19 protein-coding genes are annotated in these 21963 nt (G+C 64.1%); 13 read left to right on the top strand and 6 right to left on the bottom strand.

Going from position 1 to position 21963, the window contains the following annotated elements; genetic code table 11:
* Positions 1–109 precede the first annotated feature (109 nt).
* On the top strand, positions 110–1702 hold the full coding sequence (locus tag AC0L16_RS11360; RefSeq protein ID WP_473620779.1) for a peptide chain release factor 3: 1593 nt from the start codon (positions 110–112) through the stop codon (positions 1700–1702).
* A 203-nt stretch (positions 1703–1905) separates the two neighbouring features.
* Here AC0L16_RS11360 and AC0L16_RS11355 read toward each other — a convergent pair whose 3' ends face one another.
* A complete protein-coding gene (locus AC0L16_RS11355) occupies positions 1906–2379 on the bottom strand; it encodes a VOC family protein (protein WP_473620778.1) in 474 nt (157 codons plus the stop codon).
* 286 nt (positions 2380–2665) lie between these two features.
* On the opposite strand from AC0L16_RS11355, the gene ilvD reads away from it, so the two are divergent.
* The 4 genes from ilvD (at position 2666) to AC0L16_RS11335 (ending at position 7211) form a co-directional block, all read left to right on the top strand.
* The gene (ilvD, locus tag AC0L16_RS11350; RefSeq protein WP_473620777.1) at positions 2666–4510 is read left to right on the top strand and encodes a dihydroxy-acid dehydratase; all 1845 of its coding nucleotides are present in this window, start codon (positions 2666–2668) and stop codon (positions 4508–4510) included.
* Between the two features lie 28 nt (positions 4511–4538).
* Positions 4539–5849, top strand: coding sequence for an amidohydrolase family protein (locus AC0L16_RS11345; RefSeq protein WP_473620775.1), 1311 nt, complete (start codon positions 4539–4541; stop codon positions 5847–5849).
* A 46-nt stretch (positions 5850–5895) separates the two neighbouring features.
* On the top strand, positions 5896–6150 hold the full coding sequence (locus AC0L16_RS11340) for a hypothetical protein (RefSeq protein WP_473620774.1): 255 nt from the start codon (positions 5896–5898) through the stop codon (positions 6148–6150).
* A gap of 140 nt (positions 6151–6290) precedes the next feature.
* A complete protein-coding gene (locus AC0L16_RS11335; RefSeq protein ID WP_473620773.1) occupies positions 6291–7211 on the top strand; it encodes a DMT family transporter in 921 nt (306 codons plus the stop codon).
* Positions 7212–7230: 19 nt separating this feature from the next.
* Here the strand turns inward: AC0L16_RS11335 and AC0L16_RS11330 are convergent, their stop codons facing one another.
* A complete protein-coding gene (locus tag AC0L16_RS11330) occupies positions 7231–8133 on the bottom strand; it encodes a phosphotransferase (protein ID WP_473620772.1) in 903 nt (300 codons plus the stop codon).
* A gap of 157 nt (positions 8134–8290) precedes the next feature.
* On the opposite strand from AC0L16_RS11330, the gene AC0L16_RS11325 reads away from it, so the two are divergent.
* Positions 8291–8929, top strand: a complete 639-nt coding sequence (locus AC0L16_RS11325) for a class I SAM-dependent DNA methyltransferase (protein ID WP_473620771.1) — start codon at positions 8291–8293, stop codon at positions 8927–8929.
* An 11-nt stretch (positions 8930–8940) separates the two neighbouring features.
* Here the strand turns inward: AC0L16_RS11325 and AC0L16_RS11320 are convergent, their stop codons facing one another.
* Together AC0L16_RS11320 and AC0L16_RS11315 are read right to left on the bottom strand one after the other, a co-directional pair.
* A complete protein-coding gene (locus tag AC0L16_RS11320) occupies positions 8941–11394 on the bottom strand; it encodes a GcvT family protein (protein WP_473620769.1) in 2454 nt (817 codons plus the stop codon).
* Positions 11391–12275: a phosphotransferase gene (locus AC0L16_RS11315; RefSeq protein ID WP_473620768.1), complete on the bottom strand. Its 885-nt coding sequence runs from the start codon at positions 12273–12275 to the stop codon at positions 11391–11393. Before AC0L16_RS11315 ends, AC0L16_RS11320 begins: the two co-directional genes overlap by 4 nt.
* Positions 12276–12698: 423 nt before the next feature.
* Between AC0L16_RS11315 and AC0L16_RS11310 the strand changes: the two genes are divergently transcribed.
* The 7 genes from AC0L16_RS11310 (at position 12699) to AC0L16_RS11280 (ending at position 20421) form a co-directional block, all read left to right on the top strand.
* Positions 12699–13475 (top strand): DeoR/GlpR family DNA-binding transcription regulator, encoded by a 777-nt coding sequence (locus AC0L16_RS11310; RefSeq protein ID WP_473620883.1) that lies wholly within the window; start codon positions 12699–12701, stop codon positions 13473–13475.
* A gap of 76 nt (positions 13476–13551) precedes the next feature.
* Positions 13552–14478, top strand: a complete 927-nt coding sequence (locus AC0L16_RS11305) for a LysR family transcriptional regulator (RefSeq protein WP_473620766.1) — start codon at positions 13552–13554, stop codon at positions 14476–14478.
* Positions 14479–14602: 124 nt separating this feature from the next.
* Positions 14603–15754: an ABC transporter substrate-binding protein gene (locus AC0L16_RS11300; RefSeq protein WP_473620765.1), complete on the top strand. Its 1152-nt coding sequence runs from the start codon at positions 14603–14605 to the stop codon at positions 15752–15754.
* Between the two features lie 214 nt (positions 15755–15968).
* Positions 15969–16967, top strand: coding sequence for an ABC transporter ATP-binding protein (locus tag AC0L16_RS11295; RefSeq protein ID WP_473620763.1), 999 nt, complete (start codon positions 15969–15971; stop codon positions 16965–16967).
* A 226-nt stretch (positions 16968–17193) separates the two neighbouring features.
* Positions 17194–18159, top strand: a complete 966-nt coding sequence (locus tag AC0L16_RS11290; RefSeq protein ID WP_473620762.1) for an ABC transporter permease — start codon at positions 17194–17196, stop codon at positions 18157–18159.
* Complete coding sequence (locus tag AC0L16_RS11285; protein WP_473620761.1) at positions 18149–18964, top strand: ABC transporter permease; 816 nt, start codon at positions 18149–18151, stop codon at positions 18962–18964. The genes AC0L16_RS11290 and AC0L16_RS11285 overlap by 11 nt, the downstream gene beginning before the upstream one ends.
* 29 nt (positions 18965–18993) lie before the next feature.
* Complete coding sequence (locus AC0L16_RS11280) at positions 18994–20421, top strand: gamma-aminobutyraldehyde dehydrogenase (protein WP_473620760.1); 1428 nt, start codon at positions 18994–18996, stop codon at positions 20419–20421.
* Positions 20422–20480: 59 nt separating this feature from the next.
* Here AC0L16_RS11280 and AC0L16_RS11275 read toward each other — a convergent pair whose 3' ends face one another.
* Both AC0L16_RS11275 and fdhD read right to left on the bottom strand, forming a co-directional pair.
* Positions 20481–20828: a formate dehydrogenase subunit delta gene (locus AC0L16_RS11275; RefSeq protein WP_473620759.1), complete on the bottom strand. Its 348-nt coding sequence runs from the start codon at positions 20826–20828 to the stop codon at positions 20481–20483.
* On the bottom strand, positions 20818–21645 hold the full coding sequence (gene fdhD / locus AC0L16_RS11270; protein WP_473620757.1) for a formate dehydrogenase accessory sulfurtransferase FdhD: 828 nt from the start codon (positions 21643–21645) through the stop codon (positions 20818–20820). Before fdhD ends, AC0L16_RS11275 begins: the two co-directional genes overlap by 11 nt.
* Positions 21646–21963: the final 318 nt, after the last annotated feature.

Here is a 21963-nt window from a genome sequence, read left to right as displayed (position 1 = left end):
TTGATGCCATTGCGGCGGACCTATCTCAAGGCCGGGCAACCGCCCAAAATTGTTCGACAGGCTGCAAAAGCGCTGCTAGAAGCCCGCGCACCACATGGGATTCCACAAATTGGCTGAAGACATCACGAACGCGGTGGCGCGCCGCCGCACTTTCGCGATCATCGCGCATCCGGACGCCGGCAAGACGACGCTGACCGAAAAGCTGCTTTTGTTCGGCGGCGCCATCCAGCTTGCCGGCGAGGTCAAGGCCAAGAAGGATCGCATCCAGACCCGGTCGGACTGGATGAAGATCGAGCGCGAGCGCGGCATTTCGGTCGTCACCTCGGTGATGACCTTCGAGTATGAGGACAATGTCTTCAACCTGCTCGACACGCCCGGCCACGAGGATTTCGCCGACGATACCTATCGCACGCTGTCGGCGGTCGACGCGGCGGTCATGGTCATCGACGCCGCCAAGGGCATCGAGCCGCGCACGCTAAAACTGTTCGAGGTCTGCCGGCTGCGCGACATCCCGATCATCACCTTCGTCAACAAGATGGACCGCGAAAGCCGCGACCCGTTCGAGATCCTCGACGAGATCGAGCAGAAGCTGGCACTGGACACCGCACCGATCACCTGGCCGATCGGCCGCGGCAAGACCTTTTCCGGCACCTACCACCTGGCGCTGAACGCCGTGCGCAAGGGCGACGCGGAGAAGGAACGCACGCCGGTCAATGGTCCCGACTCCAACCGCGTCGCCGGCCTGTTGCCGGAGAACGAGCGCGAGGCTTTCATCGAGGAGCTGGAGCTGGCGCGCGAAGCCTGCCGTCCGCTCGACATCGGTGCGTTCCGCGAGGGCCATCTGACGCCGGTCTATTTCGGTTCGGCGCTGCGCAATTACGGCGTGCGCGATCTGATCGAGGCGCTTGGCGCCTACGGGCCGCCGCCGCGCGCGCAGGAGGCCGACACCCGCAAGGTCGAGGCGACCGAGGATAGGATGACCTCCTTCGTCTTCAAGATCCAGGCCAATATGGACCCCAACCACCGCGACCGCATCGCCTTCGTCCGCGTCTGCTCGGGCAAGCTCGAGCGCGGCATGAAGGCCAAGCTGGTGCGCACGGGAAAACCGATGAGCCTGTCGGCGCCGCAATTCTTCTTTGCCCGCACCCGCGTCACCGCCGACGAGGCCTTTGCCGGCGACGTCGTCGGCATCCCCAACCACGGCACGCTGCGCATCGGCGACACGCTGACCGAGGGCGAGGAGATCCTGTTTCGCGGCGTGCCGAATTTCGCCCCGGAAATCCTGCGCCGCGTCCGCCTCGGCGACGCGATGAAGGCCAAGAAGCTGAAGGAAGCGCTGCACCAGATGGCCGAGGAAGGCGTCGTGCAATTGTTTTCGCCGGAGGACGGTTCGCCGGCGATCGTCGGCGTCGTCGGCGCGCTGCAGCTTGACGTGCTGAAGGAGCGGCTGAACATCGAATACACGCTGCCCGTCGATTTCGAGATGTCGCGCTTTTCCGTCTGCCGCTGGATAGCGGCCGACGACAAGGCCGAGATGCATCGCTTCATCGAGGCGCATCGCGGCGACATCGCCCGCGACCTCGACAACGATCCGGTGTTCCTGGCCCAGCACGCCTTCTCCCTCAACTACGAGGCCGAGCGCTGGAAGGCGATCCGTTTTGCGGCGGTCAAGGATTATCAGGTCCGCGACAAGGCGGCTTGAGCACCTTCTCCTTCTCCCCTTGTGGGAGAAGGTGGATCGGCGCGCAGCGTCGAGACGGAAGAGGGGTGTTGGAAGAAACTCGGCGTGAAACGTCGAAGGATATTAAGCAGTTACTTCTTCAAGGTAGGGATCCGTCCAGCACCCCTCTTCCGACCGAGCTTCGCTCGGCCACCTTCTCCCACAAGGGGAGAAGGGAAGATCACTCACCCCATGGCCGCCGCTTCGATCTTGGCGATATCGATCTTGGTCATCTGCATCATCGCCTGCATGACACGGCCGGCCTTTTCGGTGTCGGGGTCCTGCAGCAGCCTCGGCAATTGCTCCGGCACGACCTGCCAGGAGACGCCGAATTTGTCCTTCAGCCAGCTGCACTGGCTGGGCTCGCCACCGCCCTCGATGAGCCTGTCCCAGAAATAGTCGACCTCCTCCTGCGTCTTGCAGTCGATGGACAGCGAGACTGCCTCGGAGAACTTGAATTGCGGCCCGCCGTTGAGCGCCTGGAACTGCACGCCGTCGAGCTCGAAATAGGTCACCAGCACCTTGCCCTCATTATCGCCGCTGCCCTTGGGCCAGCGCATCACGCTCAGCACCTTCGAGTTCTTGAAGATGGAGATGTAATGGTTCATGGCCTCCTCGGCCTGGTCGTCGAACCACAGGCAGGGGGTGATCTTTTGCATTTCTTGCTCCTCGCGCTGGTTTTCACTCGTATAACGGCCGGCTGGCGATTGATGCCGGTCGCCGCCGTCTGCCCAAGGACGCTCAAACAAAACACGATCCGACAACACCTCCGACTTTTTTTACGGTCTGGCCCGGCTGCCGGCTTTGGCTCGAGACCATCGCCGCTGGTTCCACTATCTGGCGCATCGCAAAACCGTGGCCAGACCGGACCGCGGCGTATATAACGCCGCTCAATTCCGGTTTTCCGCGCCTTGCCGGGCGCGACGCAGACAGCAAGGACTGCCTATGCCTGCCTATCGTTCCCGCACCACCACCCATGGCCGCAACATGGCCGGCGCCCGCGGCCTGTGGCGCGCCACCGGCATGAAGGATTCCGATTTCGGCAAGCCGATCATCGCTGTCGTCAATTCCTTCACCCAGTTCGTTCCGGGGCATGTACATCTCAAGGATCTTGGCCAGCTGGTCGCTCGCGAGATCGAGAAGGCCGGCGGCGTTGCGAAAGAGTTCAACACCATCGCTGTCGACGACGGCATCGCCATGGGCCATGACGGCATGCTCTATTCGCTGCCGTCGCGCGAACTGATCGCCGACTCGGTCGAGTACATGGTCAACGCCCACTGCGCCGACGCCATGGTCTGCATCTCCAATTGCGACAAGATCACGCCGGGCATGCTGATGGCGTCGCTGCGCCTCAACATCCCGACAGTCTTCGTCTCCGGCGGGCCGATGGAAGCCGGCAAAGTGGTGCTCGCCGGCAAGACGCAGGCGCTCGACCTGGTCGACGCCATGGTCGCGGCTGCCGACGACAAGATCTCCGACGAGGACGTCAAGACCATCGAGCGCTCGGCCTGCCCGACCTGCGGCTCCTGCTCGGGCATGTTCACCGCCAATTCGATGAATTGCCTGACCGAGGCGCTCGGCCTTTCGCTGCCCGGCAACGGTTCGACGCTGGCGACGCATGCCGACCGCAAGCGGCTGTTCGTCGAGGCCGGCCATCTGATCGTCGATCTCGCCCAGCGCTACTACGAGCAGGACGACGACACCGCGCTGCCGCGCAGCATCGCCTCGAAGGGCGCTTTCGAGAACGCCATGACGCTCGACATCGCCATGGGCGGCTCGACCAACACCGTGCTGCACATCCTGGCTGCCGCGCATGAGGGTGAGATCGATTTCGATCAGGACGACATTGACGCGCTGTCACGCAAGGTGCCGGTGCTATGCAAGGTTGCCCCCGCCAAGGCGGATGTGCACATGGAAGACGTCCACCGCGCCGGCGGCATCATGGCGATCCTCGGTCAGCTCGATAGCGCCGGACTGATCAACCGCGACCTGCCGACCGTGCACACCGCAACTCTCGGCGAAGCGCTCGACCATTGGGATATCTCGCGCACGTCGAGCCAGAATGTTCGCGACTTCTTTCTGGCAGCCCCGGGCGGCGTGCCGACGCAGGTCGCCTTCAGCCAGGATCGGCGCTGGGACGAACTCGATCTCGACCGGGAGAAGGGCGTCATCCGCTCGGCCCAATATCCTTTTTCCAAGGATGGTGGCCTTGCCGTGCTGAAAGGCAACCTGGCGCTCGACGGCTGCATCGTGAAGACCGCGGGCGTCGATGAATCGATCCTGAAATTCACCGGCCCGGCCAGGGTGTTCGAAAGCCAGGACGCCAGCGTCAAGGCGATCCTGTCCAACGAGATCAGGGCCGGCGATGTCGTCGTCATCCGCTACGAAGGGCCGCGCGGCGGCCCCGGCATGCAGGAAATGCTCTACCCGACCAGCTATCTGAAGTCGAAGGGCCTCGGCAAGGCCTGTGCGCTGGTCACCGACGGCCGCTTCTCCGGCGGCACCTCCGGCCTGTCGATCGGCCATGCCTCTCCCGAGGCGGCGGAAGGCGGGCTGATCGGGCTGGTGCATGAGGGCGACACGATCGAGATCGATATCCCGAACCGCACCATCCGGCTTGCCGTCGACGATGCCGAACTGGCCGCCCGCCGCGCCGCGATGGAGGCCAAGGGAGCCGCCGCCTGGAAACCCGAGGAAAAGCGCAAGCGCAAGGTGACAATGGCCTTGCGCGCCTACGCCTCGATGGCGACCAGTGCTGCAAAGGGTGCGGTACGGCATGTGCCGGAGTAGGTTCGCTTCTGCAAAGGGATGACGATAGATGGATTTTGACCTTATCGTCCGCGGCGGCACGCTGCCCGACGGCAGGATCGCCGATATCGGCATCATCGGCGAGACGATCGCCGCCATCGAGCCGGAGCTGACCGTAACCGCGGGTACGGCGATCGACGCCCATGGCAATTTGATCTCGCCGCCCTTCGTCGATCCGCATTTTCACATGGACGCCACGCTCTCCCTGGGCATCCCGCGCATCAACGTGTCGGGCACGCTGCTCGAAGGCATCTCGCTGTGGGGCGAACTGAAGCCGCTGTTGACGCACGAAACGGTGCGCGACCGCGCGCTCGCCTATTGCGACTGGGCAGTGTCCATGGGCCTGCTCGCCATCCGCAGCCATGTCGATGTCTGCGATACCAGGCTGCTGGCGGTCGAAGCCCTGCTCGATGTGAAGAAGACCGTCGCGCCCTATATCGACCTGCAACTGGTCGCCTTCCCGCAGGATGGGTTTTATCGCTCGCCGACGGCGCTCGATAACACCATCCGCGCGCTCGACATGGGTGTCGACATCGTCGGCGGCATTCCGCATTTCGAGCGCACCATGGCCGACGGCACCCGTTCGGTGACGGAACTGTGCGAAATCGCGGCAGAACGCGGCCTCATGGTCGACCTGCATTGCGACGAGACCGATGATCCGCTGTCGCGCCATATCGAACAACTGGCCTATGAGACGCAACGCCTCGGCCTGCAGGGCAGGGTCGCCGGCTCGCATCTTACGTCGATGCACTCGATGGACAATTACTATGTCTCGAAGCTGTTGCCGCTGATATCAGAGGCAGGCGTCTCGGCGATCCCCAATCCGCTGATCAACATCATGCTGCAGGGCCGCCACGACACATTCCCCAAACGCCGCGGCCTGACGCGGGTCAAGGAAATGCTTGCCCACGGCATCCGGGTCGGCTGGGGCCAGGATTGCGTGCTCGACCCCTGGTATTCGCTCGGCACCGCCGACATGCTCGACGTCGCCTTCATGGGCCTTCACGTCGCCCAGATGTCCAGCCCGGCCGACATGACGCGCTGCTTCGACATGGTTACCAACGTCAACGCCGCCATCATGGGCCTCGACCATCTCGGCCTGGCGGTCGGCAAGCGCGCCAGCCTCGTCGTCCTCGATTGCGGCGATCCGATCGAGGCCTTGCGCCTGCGTCCCGAGCGACTCTGCGTCATCGCCAGGGGCAAGGTGGTGGCCGAGCGGGCCAGGCAGGAAACACGGCTCTCGATCGCCGGACGGCCGGCAACAGTGAGCCGCAGGCATCGCCCGTCTCAAGACTCCATCAACCAGATTGATAGGTCCTGACCGCAAGCCTACAATCAACCTCCAGTTTTATGCCGAGGAGGATACCATGTGGCACATGACGGCGATGGTGGCCGTGTTGGCGGCGGCCTGTGCAGGTTGCATGACGGCCGAAGACCGTCGTGCCGCGGACGAGGCGAAATGCCGTTCCTACGGCTTCGTCAGGAAGAATGATGCCTTCGCCGAATGTCTGCAGCGCATCGATCTGGCGCGCCGCGCCGAGCTCACAAGTGCGTCGGTCTTCGATCCCTGGGATCGGCCGGTGATCTATCGTCCGGTTATCATTCGGCCACGGCCAAAGTAGGCGGTTGCGATCGTCCGTACAGGCCCAGCCGATTTCCGGTCCCTGGTCTGGCCGGCTTCCCGATTTCCACTCGTCAAAGCGGCTGCTTGCGTCTACGACGCTGCTCACCGGGCATTCATGCGGGAGCAAGCGACATCGGCATGGCAGAGCCAACAGCCCAGAATTCGAAGATCAGGAACGTGCTTTTGGCTGGCATTCTGCTGATGCTGGCCGGCGATTTCCTGTTTGCGCTGAACGATGCGATGGGCAAATGGCTGGTCGCCAGCTTTTCCGTCGGCCAGGTCGTGCTGATCCGCTCGATCGGCGCCTTTTTCGTGCTCGGCCCGATGATCGGGCGTCAAGGCGCGGCCAAGCTGTTCCGCATGGAGCGCCTGGAACTGCAGGTCTTGCGCGTCGTCATGACGACGCTTGACACGGCGCTGTTTTACGCCGCCGTCGTCTATCTGCCGCTCGCCGACGTCATGAGCTTCTACATGGCGGGGCCGATCTACGTGGCGGCGCTGTCCCACCTGCTGCTCGGCGAAAAGGTCGGCTGGCGCCGCTGGATGGCAATCCTGTTCGGCTTCTGCGGCGTGCTGATCATGCTCGAACCGTCCTCGGCCGCGTTTTCGCTGTCGTCGACCTTCGCGCTGGCCGGAAGCGTTTCATTCGCCTTCGCCATCATTCTCAACCGTCGGTTGCGTGGCACCAGCGACACCTCGCTCGTTACCTGGCAAACCATCGGCACGCTGCTGGTCGGCGGGTTTCTCACCATCGGCAACTGGCAGACGCCGTCCTCGCCCGATTTCGGCGCCATGCTGCTTCTTGGCATCGTCTCCTGCGGCGCGCATCTGATGATCACCAGGGCGCTGAAGCTGGCGCCGGCGTCGACGCTGGCGCCGCTGCATTACAGCCTGCTGCTGTGGGCCGTCATCTTCGGGCTGGCCTTCTTCGGCGACATGCCCGGCACGCGCATCCTGATCGGCTCCGGCATCGTCGTGCTGGCCGGCCTGTTCATCTTCCATCGCCAGAAGGTGGTCGACACCGTGCCGCCCGAAAACGTGCCGAAAGGCGTCAACTGAATCCAGATTTTCTCTGGTCTTAGCCCGCGCGCACCGCCGCCAGATGCGTTGAGAAGTCGGGCGTCTCCATCAGCGCACTGCATCGTGAAAAACGACCGTCGGCATAGGCGCGGAAATCGTCGACCGGATTGTTGTTGGCAAGCTGGATCAGCCCCCACAGCGTCCACAACAGATCGCACATCGCCTTGTAGATGACGATGCGGCCGCGCTCCGCCGGCGTTGGCTCGCCACCGAAATAGGCGCCCATCATCTCTTCCTCCTGCGCCGTATCAAACTGTCCTTCGACGCTGAGGTCGCCGAGATCCCAAAGCGGGTCGTTCATGCCGGAATATTCCCAGTCGACGATCCACATCCTGTCGCCCGTATCGAGGAAGTTTTCGCACAGCGGATCGCAGTGGCAGGCGACGAGAGGCAGGGGATGCGCGGCAAGCGCCGAGCGCACGGTTTCTGCCTCGCGCACGACGTCGTGGTAGCCGGCAGGCAGGGCGACGTCCTTGGTCGACAGCACCTTCAGGTAGTCGTCGATCATCGCAAACAGCTCGAAGCGGAAGGGAAACACCGCGCCGGATGCATGCAATCTGCGGAAGGCCTTGCCGGCACGCGCCGGACTGCCCGGCCGGGTCTTGAATTTTTCCGGCGACATCGTCTCGGCGCCGGCGACGAAGCGCGTCACCATCACGCCTGTCTCGCCGTCGACATGCAGCAGCTCGGGGCTGACGCCAGCCTTGGCGGCTTCCCGCGCCGCCACCGCCTCGTTGGCGCGGTTGATATACTCCTGCGTGCCCTTGCCGGGAATCCGCAGGCAGGCATCTCCAGCCCTGAAGACGAGGTTGGTGAGGCCACCCAGCCGCTCCAGCGGCCCCTCGTAGCCGGCCAGTGCCGGAATGGCTGCAAGCGCCGCGCGTGCTTCCTCGTCCACCATCGCTTCTGCCCTCTTTCGCGTCTATTTGTGGTGACGACGGTTCCACAAATTTCACCGTTTGGCTATCATTGCCGGCATGCGATTCACTTCAGCGCCGTGCGCTCCCGCAGGACGCGCTAGGGGCGCTGCGGCGCTTTGATTTGCGGACGAGACTGTGATGGCGGACAGGAAAAATAAAAATAAAGGCGCGCTCGCCGAGGCCTATGCGGCGAAGCGGCCTGAAGAAGTGGCGGCGCTCTACGACCGCTGGTCGGACACCTACGACGCCGACATGTCGGCGGCCGGTTATCGCCATCCGATCATCTGCCTCGCCCTGCTTGCCCGCCACCTGCCGCGCGGCGCGGCACCGCTCCTCGATGCCGGCGCCGGCACCGGGCTCATCGGCGAGTGGCTGAAGATCGCGGGCTATCCGCAGGTCGAGGCGCTCGACATTTCCGAAGGCATGCTGGCCCAGGCAGCGCGCAAGGGCGTCTATTCGGCGCTTCACTGCCTGGCGCTCGGCGGACCGCTGCCCTTCGCGGATGATGCCTATGCCGGCATCATATCGGCCGGCGTCTTCACCTCAGGCCATGTCGGCGCTGAGGGGCTGGACGAACTGATCCGCATCTGCCGGCCGGGCGGGATAATCGTGCTGACGGTCAAGAACACGCTGTGGGACGCCGGCTTTTCCGGACGAATCGCCAACCTCGAGGCGAAGGGCGTCGTCACGCGCGCCGAGGAGACATCGCCCTATGTCTCCATGCCGGGCGAGGCCGACACCGTGCCCAGCCGCGGCCTCGTTCTGCGCGTGAACTGACCATCCCGCTCTTAGGCTCTGATCCTTTCTCCGGCCGGGTCGTAAAGCGACTCGAGATGGATTTTTGCCGGCGTCCGCTCCATGGCCACCACCAACTCGTAGTCGCCGCAGGTGAGGAAATCGTCGCTGACGCCGTCGGCGTTGCGCACATAGCCGTAGCCGATGTTCTTGCCGACCGTGTAGCCATAGCCGCCGCTGGTCAGGTAGCCGACCGGCTCGCTGTTGCGCAGGATCGTTTCGCGCCCGAGCAGCACGATCTCGCAATCATCGACGGTGAAGCCGGCAAAGCGTTTTTTCAGCGCCGCGCCGCCGATGTCTTCCAGCGCGCGCCGCCCGAGAAAATCTGTATTCTTGCGAAGCTTCACCGCCCAGCCGAGGCCTGCCTCCTGCGGCGTGTCGTTGGGCGTGATGTCGGAGCCCCAGGCGCGGTAGCCTTTTTCCAGCCGCAGCGATTCCAGCGCCCGGTAGCCGACCGGGCGGATGCTGTATTTCTCGCCCGCCGTCATCAGCGCGTCGAAGATTTCGCCCGTGGCCGCGATCGGCACATGCAGCTCCCAGCCGAGCTCGCCGACATAGGTGACGCGCAGCGCCCGAACTGTGTGGCCGGCGATGGAGATTTCCCGCACGTGTCCGAACGCGAAAGCGGTGTTCGACACGTCCGCATCGGTCACCGCAGCCAGCACGTCGCGGGCGCGCGGCCCCATCAGCGACAGCGTGCCGAAATCCTCGGTGACATCGGTGAGCGTCACGTCGAGTTCGCTGCCGACATGGTCGCCGATCCACGAGAAGTCATGTGTCCTAAAGCCGGTGCCGGTGACGACGTAGAATCGGTCTTCGCCGAGCCGCGCCACGGTCAGGTCGGCCTCGATGCCGCCGCGCGTGTTGAGAAGCTGCGTGTAGGTCAGCCGGCCGACCGGCTTGGCGACGTCGTTGGCGCAGATCCAGTCGAGCGCCTTCAGCGCATCCGCGCCGGTCATTTCGTATTTGGCGAAGGACGATTGGTCGAAGATGCCGACGTTCTCGCGCACGTGCCGGTGCTCGTCGCCGACCGGCGCGAACCAGTTCTGCCGGCCCATCGAATAGATATCCTTCGGCTCGACGCCTTCGGGCGCAAACCAGTTCGGCCGCTCCCAACCGAGTTTGGAGCCGAACACGGCGCGGTGCTTTTGCAGCCGTTCATAGAGCGGCGACACGATCCGTGGCCGACCCGTGACATACTCCTCATGCGGGAAGCCGATCGTATAGTGCTTGCCATAGGCTTCCAGCGTGCGGTCGCGGACCCATTGCCGGTCGCGGTGCAGGTCGGAAAAGCGCCTGATATCGACCACCCACAGGTCGAGTGGCGCCTCGCCGTCGACCACCCACTGCGCCAGCACCCAGCCGGCGCCGCCGCCTGCCGCGATGCCGAAGGCGTTGAAGCCGGCGCCGACGAACATGTTGGCGCATTCGGGCGCCACGCCGAGAATGAAATTGCCGTCCGGCGTGAAGCTCTCCGGCCCGTTGATCATCTGCCTGACGCCGACGGTTTCGAGCGCCGGAACCCGCGTGATCGCCTGTTTCATATGCTGCTCGAAATGATCGTAGTCGTCGTCGAACAGCCGGAACTGCCAGTCGTCAGGGACATCCCCGCCGGGAAGATCGGTCGTCCAGGCTTGCGGGTTCGGCTCATAGCCGCCCATCACCAGCCCGCCGACCTCCTCCTTGAAATAGATGCGGCGGTCGGGGTCGCGGATCGTCGGCGCATCGCTCGCCAACCCGTCTATTCTCTCGGTGACGATGTACTGGTGCTTCACCGGCTGCAGCGGCACGTTGATGCCGGCCAGCGCCCCCACCTGCCGCGCCCATTGCCCGGCACAGTTCACCACCTTGTCGCAGGCGATATCGCCGCTGTTGGTCTTCACCGCGGTGATGCGGCCATCCTTCATGTCGAAGCCGGTGACGCGGATATCTTCGAACAGCCTGGCGCCGTGCATGCGCGCGCCTTTGGCCAGCGACTGCGTGATGTCGGAAGGGCTTGCCTGGCCGTCGGTCGGCAGCCAGCTGGCGCCGATGAGATCGCCGGTTGCCAGCAGCGGCCACATTGCCTTGACCTCGGCCGGTGACAGCAACTGCATATCCATGCCGAAGCTTTTCGCCGTCGTCGCCAGCCTCTTGTACTCGATCCAGCGGTCGGCTTTGGTGGCGAGCCTGAGGCACCCTGTCATCTTCCAGCCGGTGGCCAGCCCGGTTTCGGCTTCCAGCCCCTTATAGAGATCGACCGAATATTTGAGCAGGCGGGTGATCGAGGCCGAAGACCGTAACTGACCGACCAGCCCCGCCGCATGCCATGTCGAGCCCGAAGTCAGTTTGCCCTGTTCCAGGAGCACGACATCGGCCTTGTGGTCACGCGCCAGATGATAAGCCGTCGAACAGCCGATTATGCCGCCGCCGATGACGACGATCTCGGCGTGGGCGGGCAATGTCATGATTTCTGTCCGTATTTTGTTCTGTAGTTTTCCAGCGCGGCATCGAGCCGCGTCAGGTTTTCGCAGGTATAGGCGACGTAGTCGATGCCGGGCGCGTCGAGATAAAGTTCGGAAACCATGCTCCACATCGCCTCGCGCAGCAGCGATGCGCATTGCATGGCCGCATGCGAGCGGCGGATCGCCTCGTCCGGCTCCTTCATGAAATAGGCGGTCAGGAAGGCGAAGGACTGCTCGTCGTTCATGCTGGCGTTCGAGGCGACGCCGGCGAGGTCGAACATCGCCGTGTTGAAGCCGGCATATTCAAAATCGATAAGCCACAGTCTATGGCCGTCGTCGAGAATGTTAGCCGGCAGGAGATCGTTATGGCCGAAGACGATTGGCAGCAATTTCTGCGCCCGTTCGAGCTCGTCCGCAAGCGTCAGCAGCCGCGGCAACTCGCTTCGCATGCGGCTATCGGCTTCCTCCAGCGTTCGCGCATAGTCGCGGATGACATGGAATACCCAGAACATGAAGCCGGCGCCGGAGACATGATTGGGCATCTTGCGATGGAAGCCGCGCATCAGGGCGGCGACGCGGTCGATATTGGCGCGGACGTCTTCCGCGACATAGGTCTTGGCGCCGAGAAATTCCGTTACCAAAATGCCGGGCTCGGAATGGTGGACCGCCGGCGCGAAGCCGGCGGCATGCGCCGCGCGCGCGGTCATCACCTCGCGCTCGCGGAAGACGTGATGGAATGGAAAGTCCTGGCCAAAGCGCACGACATGCGGCCCGGCGGCGTCCTTGACCAGATAGTTGGCGTTGCTCAGGCCGCCCGGCAGCGGCGCGATCTCGACGCTGCCGGTCCAGCAGGGCAGGGCGCGGATGCGGTCCTCGGCGGTCACAGGTTCATCCCTCGTTGGGCGGCGGTCAGGGCGTCGCGGGCGACGCAAGGATGGCGGCCGGCAGGAGGGAGCAATGCGAAGTTCTCGTCGGTGCGGGATCCCGGGATCGGTACCCCGCACCGCACCGACGAGCCCCAGTGCCGGGTTCTTTGACTCCGGCATCCGCCCCCGCGGATTCAAAAAAGTCCTTTTCCCTTACGTCAGACGATTTCCCGGACGTTCGGGCAGGCGAATTTTGGTGCGGCTCTGCCATCGTTCTCCCGTGGCAGTTCCGAAGCCTGTCACAAGCCAGTGTCACGCTATGTGATCTGGCTTGTCAACGAAAACTTGTGGCTTTTTGCCCGAAATCACAAGGATTTCTTGAAAACTGTGGCCGATTTGCCTTAGAAGCGGTCAGTAGCACAACAAGCCGAGTGGGTGAGACTGATGCACTCGAAGCGGCATGGCGAAATCCTGCGTCTCCTGCATGAGGAAGGCACCGTCACCATCGCCAGCCTGGCCGACCGGCTGGGCGTCTCGCTGGAGACCGTGCGCCGCGACGTCAAGCCACTGACCAGTGACGGTTCGATCTTGAAGATGCATGGCGCCGTCGGCCTGCCGTCGATGGCCGGCGAGGCGCCGTTCGAGCGGCGCATGCGCGAGAATGCCGATGCCAAGCGCGCCATCGCCCGCATGGTTGCCGCCACCATCCGCGACGGCGAAGCGATCATGCTCGACACCGGCACCACCACCTCTTTCCTGGCCCGCGAACTGCTCGGCCACCGGCGGTTGACGGTGGTCACCAACTCCTCGGACATCGCCCGCACGCTGGCCACGGTCAACGGCAACAAGGTCTATATGGCCGGCGGCGAACTGCGCAGCGATTCGGGCGCCGCCTTCGGCGTCACGGCCATTGAATTCGTCAGCCGCTTTTCCGTCAGCCACGCTGTGATCTCCACCGGCGCGGTCGATGCCGTCACCGGGGTGATGGACTACGATCTGGAAGAGGCGGAATTCGCCCGCATGGTGCTGTCGCGCGGCCAGCGCTCGCTCGTCATCACCGACCACACCAAGTTCGGCCGCCAAGGCCTGGTCCAGGTCTGCGGCCTCGACGGTTTTTCCGAGCTCGTCACCGATCGGCCGCCGCCGCGCGCCATCGCCGCAGCCCTTGCCCAGGCCGGCGCACGGCTCAGCATTGCCGGCAGCGAAAACGGGATCTGACCTGGCCAGAGCAGTAATGCGGTGAGCCTGGGATCGACGGCTTTTCTTCCTTGCCGTCCCGGTGTTTAGTCCGGCCATGGCCTTCACAATCCGCCAATTGCAGTTCTTCATCGCCGTCGCCGAGCAAGGCACCGTGTCTGGCGCCGCCCAAAACCTGTCGATCTCGCAATCGTCGGTCACCGAAGCGATCAAGGAGCTTGAAGGCGATCTCGGCGTCGAACTGTTCGAGCGCCATCCGCGCGGCCTCAACATCACCCACAAAGGCCACCAGTTCCTGCGCCACGCGACAAAGATCCTTGCCGATGTTTCCGATGCGCGCCGCGCCTTCTCCGGCGAGCAAGCGGCGGCTGGCGGCCGGCTGCAACTCGGCGTCACCTCGCTGGTCGCCGGCTATGTGCTGTCCGACCTTCTTGCCCGCTATCGCCGCGCCTATCCCGGCGTCGAGATCTCGGCCATCGAGGACAATGGCGACTACCTCGAACATCTGCTGGTCGGCGGCAAGCTCGACATCGCCGTCATGGTCACCTCGAACCTGCGCGACCGCACCGCCCTGCAATCGGAAATTCTCGAAGTCTCGCCCTACCGGCTATGGCTGCCGCTTGGCCATCCGTTGTCCAGCGCCGACATCATCGGCATCAGCGATATCGCGTCGGAGCCGCTGATCATGCTGACCGTCGACGAGATCGAAGAGAATACCGGAAAACTGCTGGCGGCGATCGCCGCCAAGCCGCATGTCGCCTTCCGCACCCGCTCGGTCGAAGCGGTGCGCAGCCTTGTCGCCACCGGCGCCGGCGTGGCGCTGCTGCCGGACCTCGTCTACCGGCCATGGTCGCTGGAAGGCGACCGCATCGAATCGCGCGATATTTCGGGCTCGTTGCCGGTTGTCCAGGTCGGCACGGTCTGGCGGCGCGGCTCCAGCCTGCCGCAGGCGGCGCGCGACTTCATCGGGCTTGCCCAGTCGCAGCGCATGGTTCGTCAGCGGCCGGACAAGAATGGCCGCTGACCTATCGGAAAAACCGATATCGTCTTTCTGACAAATGAATTTGCGAAACCGGAAATTTCGCAGCACTTTGACAATCAGGGACCAAGCCGCCGCGAGAGTGCGGCCCCTCAGATGGGAGATCGAGATGAATTCATTCCTGAAGTCATGCACTGCATTGACGGTCGCGCTGGCCTTCTCCGGCCAGGCGATCGCCCAGGTTAAGGAACTCGGCAAGGGCGAAGGCCAAGTCAACATTGTCGCCTGGCCCGGCTACATCGAACGCGGCGAAACCGACAAGAACTATGATTGGGTCACCTCTTTCGAGAAGAACACAGGCTGCAAGGTCAATATCAAGACCGCCAACACCTCCGACGAGATGGTGGCGCTGATGAATGAGGGCGGCTTCGACCTTGTTACCGCCTCGGGCGACGCGTCGCTGCGCCTTGTCGCCGGCAAGCGGGTCCAGCCGATCAACACCGATCTCATCCCGAGCTGGAACACGGTCGACGACCGGCTCAAGGATGCGCCGTGGTTCACGGTCGGCGGCGTCCACTACGGCGCCCCCTACCAGTGGGGGCCGAATGTGCTGATGTACAACACCGAGGTGTTCAAGGAAGCGCCGAAGAGCTGGAACGTCGTCTTCGAGGAGATGAGCTTGCCTGACGGCAAGTCGAACAAGGGCCGCGTTCAGGCCTATGACGGGCCGATCCACATCGCCGATGCTGCCAACTATCTGATGTTTCACAAGCCGGAGCTCGGCATCAAGGATCCCTACGAGCTGACCGAGGATCAGTACAAGGCCGCCCTCGATCTGCTGCGCGTCCAGCGCACGCTGGTCGGACGCTACTGGCATGACGCCGCCATCCAGGTCGACGACTTCCAGAACGAAGGCGTCGTTGCCTCCGGTTCATGGCCCTATCAGGTCAACACGCTGGTTGCTGCCAAGAAGCCGGTCGCTTCGACCATCCCCCAGGAAGGCGTCACCGGCTGGGCCGACACGACCATGCTGGCAGCCGACGCAGCCCACCCGAACTGCGCCTATATGTGGATGGAGCACTCACTGTCGCCGAAAGTGCAGGGCGATGTCTCCGCCTGGTTCGGTTCGCTGCCGGTGGTGCCGGCCGCCTGCAAGGGCAACGAATTGCTCGGCGACGAAGGCTGCAAGACCAACGGATACGACAATTTCGAAAAGATCAAGTTCTGGAAGACGCCGGTGTCGAAATGCGCCAGCCAGGACCAGTGCGTGCCTTACTATCGCTGGGTGTCGGACTATATCGGCGTCATCGGCGGACGGTGAGTTCTCTTACCCTCCACCTTGTGGGGAGGGTCGACGCGCAGCGTCGGGGTGGGGGTCCGCTCGGCAGTTCTTGCCAAAGGACCCCCACCCGCGGCTTCGCCTTGACCTCCCCACAAGGGGGAGGTAGGGCGCCGCGCAGTTCGCTGGCCCCGCCTGCTATCCGTGGCGGCGCCGGCGATGTCAACACACCAAACCGGCAACAGACTGACAGCCCATGACATCAGCCGTTTCCTTCGAAAAAGTCTCGCGCCATTTCGGCAGCGTGCGCGCCGTCGACATGGTCGATCTCGACATCGTGCCGGGCGAGTTCTTTGCCATGCTTGGACCTTCAGGTTCCGGCAAGACGACCTGCCTGCGGCTGATCGCCGGCTTCGAGCAGCCGACATCGGGCTCAATCTCCATTTTCGGCGAACGCGCCGAAGGCGTTCCGCCCTATCGCCGCAACGTCAACACCGTGTTCCAGGACTACGCGCTGTTTCCGCATCTGAACGTGCTCGACAACGTCGCCTACGGGCTGATGGTCAAGGGCGTCGGCAAGCCGGAGCGGCAGAAGGCCGCCGAGGAAGCATTGTCGCTGGTCCGGCTTCCCGGCTACGGCGCCCGCCGCCCGAGCCAGCTTTCCGGCGGACAGCGCCAGCGCGTCGCGCTCGCCCGCGCGCTGGTCAACCAGCCGAAGGTGCTTCTGCTCGACGAGCCGCTTGGCGCGCTCGACCTCAAGCTGCGCGAGAACATGCAGGAGGAGCTGAAGTCGCTGCAGAAGGCGCTCGGCATCACCTTCATCTTCGTCACCCACGACCAGGGCGAGGCGCTGTCGATGGCTGATCGCGTCGCGGTCTTCAACGACGGCAAGATCATGCAGATCGGCACGCCGGAGGACATCTACCAGCGGCCGAAGACGCGCTTCGTCGCCGATTTCGTCGGCTCGTCCAATGTGCTGCCGCCGGATTTCGTCCAGCGTTACTCCGGCCAGCATCGCTGGGGCAGCCTGCGTCCTGAATCCATTCGCATCGGTCGGGCAGCGAAGGGCGACGGCGTTGCTGCTCGCCTTGTCTCGACCAATTATCTCGGCGCCACGACCAGACTGGCGCTCGATGCCGACGGGCTGAGATTGCATGCTATTGTGCCGGCCGGTGCGAAATTGCCCAGGGAAGGCGAGGCGGTCGTGCTCACCTTCAACCGCGAGCATTTGCACCTGATGGACGAGCCGGGATGATGAAGGTTTCGGCAAATAGCCGAGGCAAGGCGCTTCACGGCGCCCCCCTCTGTCCTGCCGGACATCTCCCCCACGAGGGGGGAGATCGGCTGTTGCAACCACTTTCGCCAGTCACCAACGTTGCAGAAGAGGCGCCGCTGGCGAGGCTGCCGATCTCCCCCCTCGTGGGGGAGATGTCCGGCAGGACAGAGGGGGGTGCGAAGGAACGCGACCTGTCGAAGAAACCATGACTCTGACCGCGACCCAGGCAAAATCTGCCCCAGCCCTCCTTCCTCGCGCGGGCGGCGTGCGCGGCGCCCTGTCCGACCTGTTCTGGCGCAAGCCCAAGCTGCTGCTGCTGCTGATGCTGCTGCCGCCGGTGCTGTGGCTCGGCATCGTCTATGTCGGCTCGCTGTTCGCGCTGCTCCTGCAGAGTTTTTTCTCGATCGACGAATTCTCCGGCCTCATCAACCGGCAGTTCACGCTGAAGACCTATGGCGACCTGCTGCAGGCCGCCAATCTCGACATCATCCTGCGCACGGTGACGATGGCGGCCCTGGTCACGTTCGCCGCGGCGATCATCGCCTTTCCCATCGCCTATTACGCGGCGCGCTATGCGCGCGGCCGCTGGAAGGCGCTGTTCTATCTCGGCGTGATGCTGCCGCTTTGGTCGAGCTATCTGGTCAAGATCTACGCCTGGAAGCTCATTCTCGCCAAGGAAGGCATTCTCACCTGGCTGCTCGCCAAGCTGCATCTGCTGTGGCTGCTCGATGGCTGGCTGTCGCTGCCGGTCGTCGGCGGCAACTCGCTGTCGGTGTCGTCCACCGGCACCTTCATCGTCTTCGTCTACGTCTGGCTGCCGTTCATGATCCTGCCGGTGCAGGCGGCACTCGAGCGCGTGCCGGGCAATCTGGTCGAGGCCTCATCCGATCTCGGCGCCTCGCCCGGCCAGACCTTCCGCAACGTGCTGTTCCCGCTGGCGCTGCCAGGCATCGTCGCCGGCTCGATCTTCACCTTCTCACTGACGCTTGGCGACTACATCATCCCGCAGATCATCGGCACCTCGCGGCTGTTCATCGGCCAGGCCGTCTATTCGCAGCAGGGCACCGCCGGCAACATCCCGCTCGCAGCCGCCTTCACCGTGGTGCCGATCGTCATCATGGGTTTCTACCTCTGGGGCGCCAAGCGCATGGGGGCCTTCGATGCGCTCTGATGGCTCGCCATCCGCTCCTCTCGGCCTGAAGGTCGCCGCCGCCGGCGGCCTGCTGTTCCTGCATCTGCCGATCTTCCTGATCTTCGTCTATGCCTTTACGACCGAGGAAAAGAGCTTCGCCTGGCCGCCGCCGGGGCTGACGACGCAATGGTTCGCCGTCACCTGGAACCGCCCGGACGTGTGGGAAGCGCTGTCGCTGTCGGTCCGTGTCGCCGCCATCTCGACAGTTGTCGCCCTGGTCTTCGGCACGCTCTGCGCGGCCGCCGTGTCGCGAACCCGGTTCTTTGGCCGCGAAATCATCTCGCTGCTGGTCATCCTGCCGATCGCGCTGCCCGGCATCATCACCGGCATCGCGCTGCGTTCAGCCTTTTCGCTGGCCGAGATTCCGTTCTCGTTCTGGACGATCGTGCTCGGCCACGCCACCTTCTGCGTCGTCGTCGTTTACAACAACGCCGTCGCCCGCTTTCGCCGCACCTCCGGCTCGATGATCGAGGCGTCGATGGACCTCGGCGCCGACGGCTTCCAGACCTTTCGGCATGTCGTGCTGCCCAACATCGCCACCGCCCTGCTTGCCGGCGGCATGCTCGCTTTCGCTCTGTCGTTCGATGAGGTCATCGTCACCACCTTCACCGCCGGCCAGCAGCAGACGCTGCCGATCTGGATGCTGGAAGAGCTGATCCGTCCGCGCCAGCGCCCGGTCACCAACGTGGTGGCCGTGGTCGTCGTGCTGGTGACGCTGCTGCCCATCCTCGTCGCCTATTACCTGACCCGCGACGGCGACCAGATCGCCGGTTCGGGCAAATGACGTCAAGAATCCATAAGGGAGAGACTGCCATGGACACGAAGATGTTGATCGGCTCGAAATTCGAGAGGGGCACCGACACCGAGGAGCCGATCCTCAATCCAAAGACCGGGGCGACTATCCTCAACCTGCCTGAAGCCAGCCAGGCGCAGATCGAGGCGGCGGTGCTGGCGGCCGAAAAGGCTTTCGTCACCTGGTCGCGCACCACGCCGGCGCAGCGCTCAGCCTATCTGCTGAAAATCGCCGATCGCATCGAGGCCGCGGCACAAGATTTCGCCGCCCTAGAGGCGCTCAATTGCGGCAAGCCGATCAATGCCGTGCTCAACGACGAAATCCCGGCAATCGTCGACTGCTACCGCTTCTTTGCCGGCGCTGTCCGCTCGATGCCCGGCCAGGTCGCCGGTGAATACATCCCGGGCCACACTTCGATGGTCCGCCGCGATGCCATCGGCGTCGTCGCCTCGATCGCGCCGTGGAACTATCCACTGATGATGATGGCCTGGAAGCTGGCGCCGGCGATTGCCGGCGGCAATACGGTCGTTTTCAAGCCGTCCGAGCAGACGCCGCTGACGGCGCTGAAGCTGGCAAAGATCCTTGCCGAGATTCTGCCCGAGGGCGTCGTCAACGTCGTGCTCGGCCGCGGCGACAGCGTCGGCAACACGCTGATCAACCACCCGAAAATCAACATGATCTCGATCACCGGCGATGTCGCCACCGGCAAGAAGGTGCTGCAGGCCGCCGCCAAATCGGTCAAGCGCACGCATCTCGAGCTCGGCGGCAAGGCGCCGGTCATCGTCTTCGACGATGCCGATCTCGGCGCGGTGGTCAACGGCCTGCGCGCCTTCGGCTACTACAATGCCGGCCAGGACTGCACCGCCGCCTGCCGCATCTATGCCGGCAAGAAGATCTACGACAAGCTCGTCGCCGACCTTTCCTCCGCCGTCTCGACCATCCAGTACAACCGCCCCGACGACACCGAAAACGAGATCGGGCCGCTGATCTCACGCCGCCAGCGCGACCGCGTCTCGAGCTTCGTCGAGCGCGCCTCGGAGCTTAAACACATCGAGATCACCACCGGCGGCAAGCCGGGCGAGGGCTCCGGCTTCTTCTACCAGCCGACCGTCGTCGCCGGCGCGCTGCAGGAAGACGAGATCGTGCGCCGCGAGGTGTTCGGGCCGGTTGTCTCCGTCACCCGCTTTTCCGAAGTCGACGAGGCGGTGAACTGGGCCAATGACAGCGACTATGGCCTAGCCTCCTCGGTGTGGACCAAGGATGTCTCGCGCGCCATGGCGACGGCCGCGCGGCTTCAGTACGGCTGCACCTGGATCAACACCCACTTCATGCTGACCAACGAGATGCCGCATGGCGGGCTGAAGCAATCCGGCTACGGCAAGGACATGTCGCTCTATGCTCTGGAAGATTATACCGCCGTCCGCCATGTAATGGTTGCGCACGGGTAGCGCCTTTTCCTCTCCCCGTTTGGGGAGAGGTGGCCAGAAGGGCCGGATGAGGGGCAGCCCTACTTCTGCGAAGCGGCGATCCCCGCTTTCGACTCACCGGGCCCCAGGGCCTTTTCCGCCTGGAACGACGCCCCGGCATCGAGGCCTAAGCCCGCTGCTTCAGGCGCGGCCGGCCGTTTGATCCTGGGCGCGGCGGCGATAACAAGCTCTTTGAAGCCTTCGCCACCTTTGTCCAGCATCTCGAACAATTGCCGGCGCATCCTCGGCTCCCAGAACTTGTTGATGTGCTCGGCGACGCCGGCAATGCCTTCCTGGCGCGGCTTGGAGTGAAAAAAGGCGGCGATCTGGTTGGCCATGCGGACCAGCTTTTCGCTGGTGCTCATGATGTGGCCTTCGTCATGCGACATGCTTGGCAACTCCGCAAGCCACCCGCTCGGGGTGGGTGAAAATATCGAAATCATCGCCGCGCACCAAAGCCACCAGCGTCATGCCGGCGTCCCCGGCGGTACGGATGGCAAGTGCCGTCGGCGCCGAAACGGCAATGATGAACGCAGCGCCGATCGCCGCCGTCTTCTGCACCATCTCGACCGAAACGCGCGACGTCACCACGACGGCACCCAAGGTGCCATCGATGCCGGCTTTGGCGAGTGCCCCGGCCAGCTTGTCGAGCGCATTGTGGCGGCCGACATCCTCGCGCGCCATGACGATGCCCTTGCCTGGGATATAAAAACCGGCGGCATGGACCGCACCGGTCTCGGCGTGCAACGGCTGCACTTTCGACAGAAGCTTGACCGAACGGACGATGTCGTCCGCCGCAAGCGTAAGTCTGGACGAACCGACCGCCTCGACCGAGCGCATCGCCTCCTCGATCGACTCGATGCCGCACAGCCCGCAGCCGACCGGGCCGGCCAGGCGTCGGCGCCGCGCCTCGAAGCGCGTATTGGCCTGGTCCTTCAGCCTGATCTGGATGTCGATGCCGGCGCCGTGATCCTCGACCTCGATCGCCTCGATTTCCCCGCCGTCGGCGACAATGCCTTCGGTCAGCGAGAAGCCGAGCGCGAAATCCTCGAAATCGGCCGGACTTGCCATCATCACCGCGTGCGTGGTGCCGGCAAAGGAGAACGCCACCGGCGTCTCTTCCGGCACCATCCGGTTGGCGGCCGCACTGCCGCCAGCGCGGTGGGCGAGGCGGGAGATCTGGGTGATAGCGCAACGTTTGGGCATCACGCGGCACCCCCCTCTGGCCTGCCGGCCATTTTACTTAGCAAGCGTCGAAGGTCTCTTGCTTCAAATGGCAGTTGCTTTCCTAGGCCATCCCCCACTCCATCGCTGCTTCGCAGCGCCACCTCTCCCTCCGGAGGGAGAGGAAGGGAGCCTGGAGTTCGCGCGCTTTCCTCTCCCCCGTCGATCGGGGGAGAGGTGGGGGGGGGGGGGGGGGGGGGTGGGGGGGGGGCCGGGGGGGGGGTTTTTTAGGTTTTTGTGGGATTAGGCGGGCCCCATAGTACACGGCGTGAACAGGCGCGATGGGGCGGGGGGTTGGGG

Source organism: Mesorhizobium sp. WSM4848 (genome assembly GCF_055811375.1).
This window is presented reverse-complemented; position numbering and strand designations above follow the sequence as displayed.